General features: G+C 67.7%; 13 protein-coding genes. 8 read left to right on the top strand and 5 right to left on the bottom strand.

Going from position 1 to position 11,678, the window contains the following annotated elements; all coding sequences use genetic code 11:
- Positions 1-60 precede the first annotated feature (60 nt).
- Positions 61-945, bottom strand: coding sequence for a YkgJ family cysteine cluster protein (locus ABY42_RS00455; protein WP_004973949.1), 885 nt, complete (start codon positions 943-945; stop codon positions 61-63).
- A 117-nt stretch (positions 946-1,062) separates the two neighbouring features.
- Between ABY42_RS00455 and ABY42_RS00460 the strand changes: the two genes are divergently transcribed.
- The 3 genes from ABY42_RS00460 (at position 1,063) to ABY42_RS00470 (ending at position 3,857) form a co-directional block, all read left to right on the top strand.
- On the top strand, positions 1,063-1,266 hold the full coding sequence (locus ABY42_RS00460; protein ID WP_004045177.1) for a DUF7561 family protein: 204 nt from the start codon (positions 1,063-1,065) through the stop codon (positions 1,264-1,266).
- Between the two features lie 81 nt (positions 1,267-1,347).
- Positions 1,348-3,258: a helicase C-terminal domain-containing protein gene (locus ABY42_RS00465; RefSeq protein ID WP_050458442.1), complete on the top strand. Its 1,911-nt coding sequence runs from the start codon at positions 1,348-1,350 to the stop codon at positions 3,256-3,258.
- Positions 3,259-3,662: 404 nt separating this feature from the next.
- Positions 3,663-3,857, top strand: a complete 195-nt coding sequence (locus ABY42_RS00470) for a DUF7317 family protein (RefSeq protein ID WP_008091125.1) — start codon at positions 3,663-3,665, stop codon at positions 3,855-3,857.
- A 129-nt stretch (positions 3,858-3,986) separates the two neighbouring features.
- On the opposite strand, the gene ABY42_RS00475 is transcribed toward ABY42_RS00470, so the two are convergent.
- Both ABY42_RS00475 and ABY42_RS00480 read right to left on the bottom strand, forming a co-directional pair.
- Entirely contained in the window at positions 3,987-5,117 is a 1,131-nt protein-coding gene (locus ABY42_RS00475) for a 60S ribosomal export protein NMD3 (protein ID WP_050458443.1), read from the bottom strand.
- A gap of 99 nt (positions 5,118-5,216) precedes the next feature.
- Positions 5,217-5,855: a phosphoribosyltransferase gene (locus ABY42_RS00480; protein ID WP_004973945.1), complete on the bottom strand. Its 639-nt coding sequence runs from the start codon at positions 5,853-5,855 to the stop codon at positions 5,217-5,219.
- A gap of 124 nt (positions 5,856-5,979) precedes the next feature.
- Here ABY42_RS00480 and htpX point away from each other — a divergent pair, with 124 nt between their 5' ends.
- The 5 genes from htpX to ABY42_RS00505 all read left to right on the top strand — a co-directional run bounded on the left by htpX (position 5,980) and on the right by ABY42_RS00505 (position 10,523).
- The gene (gene htpX / locus ABY42_RS00485) at positions 5,980-6,861 is read left to right on the top strand and encodes a zinc metalloprotease HtpX (RefSeq protein WP_004973944.1); all 882 of its coding nucleotides are present in this window, start codon (positions 5,980-5,982) and stop codon (positions 6,859-6,861) included.
- Between the two features lie 6 nt (positions 6,862-6,867).
- A complete protein-coding gene (gene pspAB, locus ABY42_RS00490) occupies positions 6,868-7,473 on the top strand; it encodes a PspA-associated protein PspAB (RefSeq protein ID WP_004973943.1) in 606 nt (201 codons plus the stop codon).
- Between the two features lie 247 nt (positions 7,474-7,720).
- Complete coding sequence (gene radA / locus ABY42_RS00495; RefSeq protein WP_004973942.1) at positions 7,721-8,752, top strand: DNA repair and recombination protein RadA; 1,032 nt, start codon at positions 7,721-7,723, stop codon at positions 8,750-8,752.
- A gap of 201 nt (positions 8,753-8,953) precedes the next feature.
- Positions 8,954-10,099 carry an NAD(P)/FAD-dependent oxidoreductase gene (locus ABY42_RS00500; RefSeq protein ID WP_004973941.1) on the top strand — a complete coding sequence of 382 codons (1,146 nt, stop codon included), beginning with the start codon at positions 8,954-8,956 and terminating at the stop codon, positions 10,097-10,099.
- A 10-nt stretch (positions 10,100-10,109) separates the two neighbouring features.
- Positions 10,110-10,523, top strand: a complete 414-nt coding sequence (locus tag ABY42_RS00505; RefSeq protein ID WP_004973940.1) for a DUF1641 domain-containing protein — start codon at positions 10,110-10,112, stop codon at positions 10,521-10,523.
- A gap of 43 nt (positions 10,524-10,566) precedes the next feature.
- Here the strand turns inward: ABY42_RS00505 and sufU are convergent, their stop codons facing one another.
- A complete protein-coding gene (sufU, locus tag ABY42_RS00510; protein WP_004973939.1) occupies positions 10,567-10,995 on the bottom strand; it encodes a Fe-S cluster assembly sulfur transfer protein SufU in 429 nt (142 codons plus the stop codon).
- A gap of 72 nt (positions 10,996-11,067) precedes the next feature.
- Complete coding sequence (locus ABY42_RS00515; RefSeq protein WP_050458444.1) at positions 11,068-11,655, bottom strand: mechanosensitive ion channel domain-containing protein; 588 nt, start codon at positions 11,653-11,655, stop codon at positions 11,068-11,070.
- Positions 11,656-11,678: the final 23 nt, after the last annotated feature.

Genomic DNA, 11,678 nt, shown 5'->3' on the forward strand with positions numbered 1-11,678 from the left:
AACGTATCGCCCGTCGACCCGACCGCGGTCCGTCCGCCCCCGTCGCTCGCCACCCGCGGTTCAGTCGTCGCGGCGAACCGCGTCCCAGCCGGGGGTTTCCGGCGCGCCGCGAGCGACTTCGACCTCGTCGGGGTCGGGTGCCTCGTCGGCCGCGCTCCCGAGACGACCGGCGACCGCGTCCCACGCCGCGACGGCTTCGCCCGCCCACGACTCGCTTTCGAGCGTCTTCGCACGCGCTCGCGAGGCGCGGTCGTCGTCGACCTCGGTCGACCCGGGGTGCGACCCGACCGCGACGCCGACGAACTCCGCGCGGTCCTCCGGGGTCAGGTCGCGGGTTTTGAGGTGCTCGATGGTCCCCGCCAACCGCTCGGGCTCCGGGTGGACGAACACCTTCGCGCCGAGGGCGTGTGGGCCGAGGAGCAGGCCGTGGAGGTCGTCCGGGGGCGCGTCGTCGAGCAGACGCTCGCCGCCGTGGTGTCGCTCGACGCGCTCGCACTCGGTCTCCTGTCCGAGGACGAGGTTGTGGCCCGGATACTCGGCGCACTCGTCGGGATAGAACTCGGTGTCGTGGATGCGGCACTGGAGGCTCTCGGGGTCGAGAAACGCGCAGGCGCGGAGCCACGTCCGCTCCAGTCCGAACGGCGCGACGGGCTTCGGCGGCTTGCGCATGCCGACGAAGAACGCGGGCTTCCCGGCGATTGCGGCGACTTCGACGCCGTCGATTTCGACGCCCTCGCCCGGCGACGCCTCCCACAGCCGCGGGGTGAGGACGTCGCCCAGTCCGGCCTCGACGAAGTCCCGAATCTCGTCGCGGGTCAGCGGGACGAGGTTGTAGGTGTCGTCGAGCGGCGCGCGCGGCCCGCGGCGCTCGTGGTCGAGCGGGACCGGCGCGACCGGTCGCCAGTCGATACAGCAGCCCGCACAGCCTTCGCAGTCGACGCGCATGCCACGAAAGTTATACGCCAGCCGACAAGAAGCTCCCGGCGGGTCGGTCGTGTCGGCCGATTACGCGCCCGGCGTCGCGGCGCGTCGCTTTTGCCGCCTCGGGCCCTCGGTTCTCCCATGACCTCCGAACCGTGCGACGCCTGCGGGAAGGGCGTCCGCATCGCCGGCGGCATCGGCGACCTCTGGAACTTCCCCACCTCCTCGTCCGGTGGAATGACGCTGGAACTCGTCGACGGCTCCGAGCACTTCCTCTGTTTCGACTGCATGGAGCGACTGCCGGGCGACCGCGAACCGACCGCTGAGGACGTGGCGGCGCTTTAGACCCGCGTTTCGTCGAGCCGCCACCGCCGCGACCGCACCCCGGAGCGGTGGATTTAGGCCCGTCCGAGGACTCCATCGACCGTGGACCCGTCGCGCATCATCGACTCGTTTCCGGCCCCCAGTTTCCGCGGCGCGCAGGAACAGGCCCTGCGCGATATCCGCGACGCCTTCGCCGACGGCAACGACGTGGTCTTGGTCCGCGCGCCGACCGGGAGCGGCAAGTCGCTGCTCGCTCGCGCCATCGCGGGGTCGGCGGCGACCGTGGACGAGACGTCGCCCGCGCAGGCGACCGACGCCTACTACACGACCCCGCAGGTGTCGCAACTTGACGACGTGGCCGAGGACGACCTGCTTTCGGACCTCAAGATAATCCGCGGCAAGTCCAACTACAACTGCATCATCCGCGGCGAGGAAGACACCCCGGTCGACCGCGCTCCCTGCGCCCGCAAGCGCGGCTTCGACTGCTCGGTCCGGCACCGCTGTCCGTACTTCTCCGACCGCGCCATCGCCTCGAACCGCCAAATCGCGGCGATGACGCTCGCGTACTTCATGCAGACCGCCGGCTCCGACGTGTTCAGAAAGCGCGACGTGGTCGTCGTCGACGAGGCCCACGGGCTGGCCGAGTGGGCCGAGATGTACGCGACCATCGACCTGAAGCCCCGGACCGTGCCGGTGTGGGACGACATCGGCGTGCCGGACGTCGCGGCCGCGGGCGACCCCGTCGAGCGCGCCTCGCGCTTCGCGGAGACGCTCGTCGGCGTCTGCAAGCGCGAGAAGGACGAACTGCTCACGCAGTCCGAACTGACGCCCGAGGAGGCCGCCCGCCGCGACCGTCTGCAGGAACTCATCGGCGAGCTGAAGTGGTTCGTCGAGGACTACCGCGACCCTCAGAGCCCGACGACGTGGGTCGTCGACCAGCACGACGGCGAGGGGTCTCCCATCGCCATCAAGCCGCTCGACCCCGCGAAGTACCTCCAACACACCGTCTGGGACCGCGGGAACAAGTTCGCGCTCCTGTCGGCGACCATCCTCAACAAGGCGGCGTTCTGCCGGTCGGTCGGCCTCGACCCCTCGAAGGTCGCGCTCGTGGACGTCGAACACACCTTCCCCGTCGAGAACCGGCCGCTGTACGACGTGACGCAGGGGAAGATGACCTACGAGCACCGCGACGAGACGCTGCCGAAAATCGCTCGCCTCGCCGTCCGCCTGATGGCGAAACACCCCGACGAGAAGGGCCTGATTCACTGCCACTCCTACGCGATTCAGGCGGAGCTTCGCCGCCGCCTCGCCGAGATGGGCCTCGGCAACCGCGTCCGCGGCCACGACCGCGACGACCGAAACGTGGAACTGGAGACGTGGAAGGCGACCGACCGACCGGAGGTGTTCCTCTCCGTGAAGATGGAGGAGGCGTTGGACCTGAAAGGCGACCTCTGTCGCTGGCAGGTGCTCTGCAAAGCGCCCTACCTCAACACGAACGACTCCAGGGTCGCCCGTCGCCTCGAAGACGGCCAGTGGGCGTGGTACCGCCGCGCAGCCCTCCGGACCGTGATTCAGGCGTGCGGGCGGGTCGTGCGCGCGCCCGACGACTACGGCGACACCTACGTCGCCGACAGCAGTCTGCTCCAACTGTTCGACAAGACGCGAACCGACATGCCCGACTGGTTCGCGGCGCAGGTCGACCGGATGACGAAACCCGACCTCCCGGAGTTCGACCCCGTCGCGGCGGGCGGCCGCGGGGGCAACGCGGGTAACGCGACGGGCGGGACCGCGAACCTCGGCGGCTCGACGAGTCGGTCGTCCGGAGCGTCGGGTGGTAGCTCTGGCTCGCGGGGCGGTTCGACTCGCGGTTCGGGTTCTTCGGGAAGTCGCGCGGGCGGCTCCGGTGGCGCGTCGGCCGGCGGTTCCGGCGGTCGCAAGAGCGGCGGCTCGTCCGGCGGTTCGGACGACGGCGGCCGGAGCAATCACCCGCTTTCGGACGTGTGGGGCGAGTGATTACAGGAGGAGGCTGGCCCCAGAGAACAGCGCCGACCCAATCATGAGCGCGACGAGCGTCAGCGCGATAACCTGCTGTCGGTCCATGGCTGTGGGTTGGACGGCCGGTAATTAACGCTTCTGCACCGGTTCGCACGAGTGATAACATCGTCCCCGAGACCGCGCCGTCCCGGCGGTGTCATGTCATCTCGTCCCGTTCGAGCGGCAAAAATCGCCATAGTGTCCAAGAGAGTCGCCGCCTCCGACACATTTCCTCAATGATTGTTAATGTGTTTGGCCGTTTGGCGAACGAGATGCGGAAATAGGGTAGGGTTTGTAAAGCTATAGTTCTCCTAACTTTGTCTTTGACACGCTTTCTCACGAAATAGTTAACACCAATGCCACTGAATGATGGAGTATCGGCCATGCACACCAACGCACTCGCCACGGCGATGACACTGTATCGTAGTGGGACACTCACACTCTCGCAGGCGGCCGCCCGCTCCGGCTACTCCGAGGACGACCTGCTCCTCGCCCTCCAGCGCCACGGTGTGCCCGTGCACGAAGACGACGCTCCGGCCGCGTCCCTCTCGACGGACCGGCCGGCCAGCGCCGACTGATTCTGCTCCGTCGTTCGATTATCTCCCGTTCCTGAGCGACCGCTTTTCCTGTTCAGTTGTCGGTCGACCCACGATTCGTAAAAGCACAAACGTCGTCGCCGCGTTCCGTCTCTCTTCGCTGCGGTCTGCTTACTCTTCGTCCTCGTCTTCGACGACCTCGTCCGGGAGGATGTGCAGTCCCGACTGGCTCTTGAGGACCGGCACCATCGCGGCGTCGGCGTCGAAGTAGTCCGGCCGGGGGATGGTCTTCGCCTCGTACGTCTCGGGGTCGAGCACCTGCACGGCGTGTTCGTCCTCGACGGTGACGACGGTGGTCTCCGCCGCGTCCTCGACGGAGCCGAGGTCCTCGGCCTCGGGCCGCTCGCCCTCCTCGAACTCCGACTCGTAGGGGTCGCCCGAGGTGAGACGCGTCCCCTTGAGCCGGCCGCGGTTGCTCCGCACGAGAACCGGCCCGTCGCCGTCTTCGGGGTCGATGACGTCGCCGGCGGTGAACCGCGGCAGGCGGGCGACGAACGTGACGCGGTAGACCTCGTTGCCGTCGCCGTCTTCCGTGACGAGCGTCGGGTGCTCCTCGATGGTGCCGCCGAAGCGCTCGCGAATCTGCTTCGCGACGCCGCTTCCCATCTTGTTGGTCGAAATCTTGATGTTCGGGCCGTTGGGCGTCCGCTTGATACTCGAGATGAACGCGTCTCGGTCGCCCTTCTCCTCGCGTTCGGCGATGTAGGACTCGGCGATTTCGATGGCCGTCTCGGCCTCGTCCGTCGTCGGCGTCCGGTCGTCGGCGCGGACCTGCACGAGGCTGGCGAAGTAGCCGCCTGCGATGCGGCCGCAGCGCTGGCAGGTCTCGCGGGCGATGCTCACCGGGACGACGACGGACTCCTCCAGCGGCGTGCCACGGACGACGCCCGAAAAGTGGCAGTGCATCCGGATGTTGTTCTCGTCGATCTGCTCGGGTTCGACGCCCCAGCGGACCTCCTCGGCGTTGAGGTGGACGCCGAGGGAGTTCGACACCTCCTCGATGGCGATGTCGGTGTAGTCGCGCGCGCCGACGTCGACCCACCGGTTGCCCCGGTGAATCGCGCCGCACTGCGCGCAGACGCGGACCTGCACCTTGTCGGGTGCATCCACGAGGTCAAAGTCCTCGAAGTAACACGAGTCGCAGAGCACGTCGTCGCGCTCGCGCGGCATCCCGGGGAGCGGTTCCGGTCGCTCCGGAACCGGGTCGCCGCACCGAGGGCAGAAGTCGCGGGATTCGCTCATTGACGGCTCTAGTCCGTTCGACCGCTTAAGTTCGGCGTCACGGCCCCGCCGGTGAGTCCCGACTGTCGTCGATGCGTGCCTCAGTAGCCGTGCGTCGGCTCAGTACTCGCCCGCCTCGTCGCGCAGGTACGACGCGGCCTCCTCGTCGGAGACCTGCGCGAAATCACGGTAGAACACGCCGACGGCTCCGAACGCCTCCGGCGACTCGACCGCGACGACGGCGTCGCACTCGGCTTCGAGGTCCGAGAGGGTGTGCGGCGGCCCGACCGGGACCGCGAGGACGACGCGCTCCGCGCCGCCCGCGACGACCTGCCGCAGGCACGCCCGGGCGGTCGCGCCGGTTGCGACGCCGTCGTCGACGACGACGACGCGCTTTCCGTCCACGTCGGGAAGCGGGTCGCCGCCGCGGTACAGCGACACCTTCTCTCTGGCCGCTCCGGCCTCGCGCTCGCGCTCGCGGTCGAGGTAGTCGTCGCCCACGTCGAGGTACGAGAGCAGGTCGTCGTTCCACCACGCGCTCCCGTCGCCCGCGACCGCCCCCACGGCGAGTTCGGGGTTGTCGGGCGCGCCGACCTTGGACGCGACCACCACGTCGAGCGGCGCTCTGAGGCGGTCTGCGACCTCCCTGCCGACCGGGAGCCCGCCCCGCGGGATGGCCAACACGAGGTCGGCCGCCTCTTCTCGCTCGTCGAGCAGGTCCGCCAGTCGGCGGCCCGCGTCTTCCCTATCGGCGAACATGTCACCCGGAACTACGCGCTCCCGCGGCAAAACGATATGTCCCGATTCTTCACGCCTCGGGCGCTCCCGTGCGACACCTTCGCACTCCAACAGCGTTTATTAGCCGGATTACTAATCACGTGGTATGAACTGGAAACCGGACTGGGGACTTCGCGGGCGGATGGCGCTCACGATGTTCCTCCTGTTCGCCCTCTACATCGTCTTCGCGGGGGTGTTGTTCGCCTACTTCCAGAGCCTCGCCGTCATGGCCGGGTTCATGGGCGTCTTCCTCTTCGCGCAGTTCTTCTTCAGCGACAAAATCGCGCTGTACAGCATGGGCGCGAGCGTCGTCGACGAGGACGACGGCCCGCAGGCGCGGAAGCTCCACGCGATGGTCGGTCGCCTCTCTCAGCAGGCGGACCTCCCGAAGCCGAAGGTCGCCATCGCAGACACGCGCGTCCCGAACGCCTTCGCGACGGGGCGCTCCCAGAAGAGCTCGGCCGTCTGCGTGACGACCGGCCTGATGGACACCCTCGACGACGACGAGTTAGAGGGCGTCATCGCCCACGAGCTCGCGCACGTGAAGAACCGCGACGTGATGGTCATGACCATCGCGTCGTTCCTCTCCAGCATCGCCTTCCTCATCGTCCGCTGGGGCTGGTTCTTCGGTGGCGACGACAACCGACAGAACGCCCCGGTCATCGTCGCCATCCTCGCGTCGCTCGCCGTCTGGATAATCTCGTACCTCCTGATTCGGGCGCTCTCGCGGTACCGCGAGTACGCCGCCGACCGCGGGGCCGCCGTCATCACCGGCCGCCCCTCGGCGCTGGCGTCCGCGCTGCTCAAGATTTCGGGCCGGATGGACAACGTCCCGAAGCGCGACATGCGCGACACCTCGGAGATGAACGCGTTCTTCATCATCCCCATCAAGTCGGACTTCATCGGTCGCCTGTTCAGCACCCACCCCTCCACCGAGAACCGCGTCGAGCGCCTCCGCGACCTGGAGCGCGAGATGGAGACCGCCTGAGTTCCGATGGGACTGTTCGATTCATTCCGCGCCATGCTCGGCATCAGCGCCGAGTCCGACGCGACCACCAAGGCGGACCCCGAGGACCTCTTCGGGATGAGCACCGCCTACCTGACGATGGAGGCCGACCTCCGGTTCGACTCGGCCGACGAGGCGGCGCTGTGTTTCTCCTCCGTCGACAGCACCGACTTCGCGGACACCGTCGACGCCGTGGAGGACATCCTCACCGCCGGGAGCGAGGAGACCGGCACCGAGTTCCGCCGGCACACCGACGGCCACGGCTACAACTGGGTCGTCCTCGCCGACGACGACCCCGAGGACCTCGTGACGAGCGTCCACTTCGCCGCCGACGAGTTCATCGAGCGCGGCTACGGCTCGCGCCTGCTCGCCGCCCTGTTCGGCTTCGAGCGCGACGGCGACCGCGCCTACTGGATTTACTCGTTCCGCCGCGGGGCGTACTACCCCTTCGCCCCGCAGGGCTCCTCGACGCGGAACCAGAGTCTGGAGTTCAAGCTCGAATCGGTCCTCGACGGCGAACTGTCGATAGAGGACGACGAGAGCTACTGGTACCCGCTGTGGCCGTCGACGCCGAACGGCCACCCGTGGGACTGACCGCGCGCTTTCGACGTTCCTGACTCGCTCGCGGCCGCCACCTCTCCCCCGATTTCACTTTCGCGCTAGCTAACGCTCCCGGCCGCTTCGGACTCCGTCCCAGTTCTCCCACCTGTCCGTCCTAACTCCGCGACATCGCCCTTGAACCTCCGTGGTGACCCGACAGCCGACCCCGGCGCGTCTTCCGATTTCACTTTCACCTTGCTGTTAACGAGGGTTTATGAGGGTATAGGCGGAACGACTGGGTATGGCAGAAGACGACCTCGAAAGTCTCCCCGGCGTCGGCCCGGCGACGGCCGACAAACTCGTCGAGAGCGGTTACGACAGCTATCAGTCCATCGCGGTCGCCAGCCCCGGCGAACTGTCGAACAAGGCCGACATCGGCTCCAGCACGGCCTCCGACATCATCAACGCGGCCCGCGACGCGGCCGACGTGGGCGGCTTCGAGACCGGTTCCATGGTCCTCGAACGACGCCAGCAGATCGGCAAGCTGAGCTGGCAGATAGACGAGGTGGACGAACTCCTCGGCGGCGGTCTCGAAACACAGTCCATCACCGAAGTCTACGGTGAGTTCGGTGCCGGTAAGTCCCAGATCACGCACCAACTGGCCGTCAACGTCCAGCTTCCGCCCGAACAGGGCGGCCTCGGCGGCGGGTGTATCTTCATCGACTCCGAAGACACGTTCCGCCCGGAGCGTATCGACGACATGGTTCGCGGCCTCGAAGACGACGTGCTCGAAGCCACGCTCGCCGACCGCGAAATCGAAGGCTCCGTCGACGACGAAGAGACGATGCAGGCACTCGTCGACGACGTCCTCGACAAGATTCACGTCGCGAAGGCGTTCAACTCCAACCACCAGATTCTCCTCGCCGAGAAGGCCAAGGAACTCGCCGGCGAGCACGAGGACACCGAGTGGCCGGTCCGCCTCCTCTGTGTCGACTCGCTCACCGCCCACTTCCGCGCCGAGTACGTCGGCCGCGGCGAACTCGCGGAGCGCCAGCAGAAGCTCAACAAGCACCTCCACGACCTGATGCGCATCGGCGACCTGTTCAACACGGGCATCCTCGTCACCAACCAGGTCGCGTCGAACCCCGACTCCTACTTCGGCGACCCGACCCAGCCCATCGGTGGCAACATCCTCGGCCACACCTCGACGTTCCGTATCTACCTCCGCAAGTCCAAGGGCGACAAGCGTATCGTCCGCCTCGTGGACGCGCCGAACCTCGCCGACGGCGAGGCCATCATGCGCGTGCAGGACGCGGGTCTCAAGCCCGAGTAAGCCGACGTTAGCCCGCGAAGTCAGCCGGGCGACGTTACGCGACTCCCCGAACCCCGTTCCCCACACGCTCTCCGTTTTCACCACATTCTCCCTTCCTCCTCACCGCCCCGAGCGGCCGCGCCGTCCCTCGGTTCCCACAATGTTGGAAACAGCTCGCAATACTATCCCGTCGGCGGCCCACCGTTTAGGTAGGTGAACTCCATGACGAACCGAATCGTAGTCGTTGGCGGTGGCACGGGTGGGACGGTGGTTTCGAACCGTCTCGCCGAGGAACTCGCGTCGGAGATAGACGACGGCGACGTGGAGGTGTCGCTGGTCTCCGACGACACGAAACACGTCTACAAGCCGGTGTTCTTGTACGTCCCGTTCGGAGTCGCGGAACCGGAGGACGGTGTCCGCGACCTGCGGGACCTCGTCGACGAGCGGGTGAACATCGTCACCAACCGCGTCCGCCGGGTCGACACCGACGAAAAGCGCCTCTACTGTCAAGACGGCGACGAGGTGCTCGACTACGACACGCTCGTCCTCGCGACCGGCGCGAAGCTCGACCCCGACGCGGTGCCCGGCTTCCGGGAGGGCGCGCACCACTTCTACAGCGCCGAGGGTGCCGAACGGCTCCGCGACGCCCTCGCCGAGTTCGACGGCGGCCGCCTCGTGTTGAGCGTCGTCGGGACGCCCCACATGTGTCCGGCCGCGCCGCTCGAATTCACGTTCATCGTGGACGACTGGCTCCGAAGCCGGGGACTGCGCGAGGACACAGACCTCGTCTACACGTACCCGATGGCGCGGAGCCACGGGAAGCCCGAGGTCGCCGAGTGGGCCGACCCCATTCTGGCCGAGCGGGGCGTCCGCGTCGAGACCGACTTCGTCGTCGACGCCGTCGACCCGGACGAACGGGTCGTCTCGGCGAAGAACGGCGCGGAGGTGGACTACGACCTGCTCGTCGGTATCCCGCCGCACCGCGGCGATGAGCTAATCATCGACTCCGGCCTCGGCGACGCCGGCTGGGTCGACGTCGACCAGCGGACTCTCCGCGCGACCGCCGCCGAGGACGTGTACGCCATCGGCGACACGGCGGCGCTCCCCATCCCGAAAGCCGGGAGTGCGGCGCACTTCCAGGCGTTCACGGTCGCGGAGCGAATCGCCGCGGAAGTCCGGGGGCGCACCCCGACGAAGCGGTACGACGGCAAGACCGTCTGCTTCGTCGAGACCGGCCTCGACGAGGCGTCGTTCGTCTCGTTCGACTACGAGACGCCCGCGACGATGCGCCAGCCGTCGAAGCCCATCCACTGGGCGAAACACGCGTACAACGAATCGTACTGGCTGACCGCCAGGGGGATGCTCTGAGGTGAGACCAATGCAGGACCACGAATCAACCACAGCGACCGAACAGACGGTGCCCGACGAACTCGTGCGGGCCATCGAGAACAACCCCGAGGAGGTCGCCCTCCTCGTCGAGCGACTCGGCCTCGTCAACGACCTCATCGACGTGCTCGAACTCGGCGTCGGCGCGCTCGACGACGAGATGGTGCGCTCGCTCGCGCGGACCGGGACCTCACTCGCCGAGGTCGCCGACGACGCCTCCGACCCCGACACAGTCGCGGGGATGAAGCGCCTGCTTCGCGCCGTCGGCGACGCGGAGGAGGCGGAGGCGACGCCCGTGGGAGCGGTCGGCCTCCTGCGGGCCACCCGCGACCCCGAGGTCAAAGCGGGGCTCGGCTACCTCGTCGCGCTGGCGGCGGCGCTCGGCGCGGGGACGGAAGAAGAATAGCCTGACTCGCGCTCGGTTCGGGGAGTCGCCGAGGGGAGGCGGCTCAGTCGTCGTCGCCTTCGGTCTTCGTCTGCTCGATTTCTATCTCGCCGTCGTGAATCTTCGCGCCGTCCTGTGCGACCTGTCGCGCGAGGACGGCGCACTTGATGCGCATCGGCGAGATGTCGACGCCGAGCATCTCGGTGATGTCGTCGGTGTCCATCTCCGCCAGCTCCGAGAGCGTCGTGCCCGGCAGTCGCTGGGTGAGCATACTCGCGGACGCCTGACTGATGGCGCAGCCATCGCCGGAGAACGCGACGCGCTCTATGGTCTCGCCGTCGTCGGCGAGCTGCACGTCCATCGTAATCGTATCGCCGCAGGAGGGGTTCTCCCCGGTGTGGGTGAACGTCGGCGACTCCAGCCGGCCGTGGTTCCGGGGGTTCTTGTAGTGGTCCATTATCTGCTGACGATACATGTCTGAGCCAATGCCCATTGGTGTTCGTCGGGGCTACGCCCGAGCGCCGTAAAAGGATTCCGGGGCCGGCGACTCGGCCGAATTCGTCGCTTACGTCGGACCCGACGCCGACGCGTCCGCGGCCGCCTCCGCGTCGTACTTCGTCCACTTCTTTTCGACGTCGCGGTTCGCCACGACGACGGTGTCGCCCTCGTCGTTCTCGAAGCGCGTCTTGCGGAGCTCGATGGAGCTGACCGTCCCCGTCACCGGGTCCGACTTCACCCGGTCGCCGGGGTTGAAATCGGGGTCTCGAAGCAGGTAGACGCCCGCCACCGTGTCGGCTATCATGTTCGACAGCGCGTAGGAGACGCCCAGCGCGATGAAGCCGGTCGCGGTGCCGAGGCTCGCCGCGATTTCCGTCATCCCGACGATGTTCAACAGCGCGAGCGCCGCGCCGAACCAGAGGAACACGCCCGCGACGGCGACCCCGAGTTCGACCACGAGGTCCTGCTCTTCGGGGTACAGCCCGTCGAGCACGCCCCGGACGACGAACAGTATCGCCTTGATGCCGACGTAGGCGAGCGCGAGGAACACGACCGCGGTGAGCACCTTCGGCGCGGCGTCCTGCACCGCGGTCCCGAACTCCGCGACGGTTTCGCGGAGCGTCTCGACGAGGAAGCCGGTCAGCGATTGGAGCATACGCTCCGACGACGTGTCAGCGG

Source organism: Haloferax gibbonsii (genome assembly GCF_001190965.1).
In the GTDB taxonomy this organism is placed as follows: Archaea; Halobacteriota; Halobacteria; order Halobacteriales; family Haloferacaceae; genus Haloferax; species Haloferax gibbonsii.

Excerpts from the sequence above, each read along its gene's own strand:
- ABY42_RS00470 (WP_008091125.1), top strand. The coding sequence starts at position 3,663 with ATGCACACCAACGCACTCGCCACGGCGATGACACTGTATCGTAGTGGG.
- sufU (WP_004973939.1), bottom strand. The coding sequence starts at position 10,995 with ATGGGCATTGGCTCAGACATGTATCGTCAGCAGATAATGGACCACTAC.
- ABY42_RS00455 (WP_004973949.1), bottom strand. The coding sequence starts at position 945 with ATGCGCGTCGACTGCGAAGGCTGTGCGGGCTGCTGTATCGACTGGCGA.
- ABY42_RS00475 (WP_050458443.1), bottom strand. The coding sequence starts at position 5,117 with ATGAGCGAATCCCGCGACTTCTGCCCTCGGTGCGGCGACCCGGTTCCG.
- ABY42_RS00505 (WP_004973940.1), top strand. The coding sequence starts at position 10,110 with ATGCAGGACCACGAATCAACCACAGCGACCGAACAGACGGTGCCCGAC.
- ABY42_RS00500 (WP_004973941.1), top strand. The coding sequence starts at position 8,954 with ATGACGAACCGAATCGTAGTCGTTGGCGGTGGCACGGGTGGGACGGTG.
- pspAB (WP_004973943.1), top strand. The coding sequence starts at position 6,868 with ATGGGACTGTTCGATTCATTCCGCGCCATGCTCGGCATCAGCGCCGAG.
- ABY42_RS00460 (WP_004045177.1), top strand. The coding sequence starts at position 1,063 with ATGACCTCCGAACCGTGCGACGCCTGCGGGAAGGGCGTCCGCATCGCC.
- htpX (WP_004973944.1), top strand. The coding sequence starts at position 5,980 with ATGAACTGGAAACCGGACTGGGGACTTCGCGGGCGGATGGCGCTCACG.
- radA (WP_004973942.1), top strand. The coding sequence starts at position 7,721 with ATGGCAGAAGACGACCTCGAAAGTCTCCCCGGCGTCGGCCCGGCGACG.
- ABY42_RS00480 (WP_004973945.1), bottom strand. The coding sequence starts at position 5,855 with ATGTTCGCCGATAGGGAAGACGCGGGCCGCCGACTGGCGGACCTGCTC.
- ABY42_RS00515 (WP_050458444.1), bottom strand. The coding sequence starts at position 11,655 with ATGCTCCAATCGCTGACCGGCTTCCTCGTCGAGACGCTCCGCGAAACC.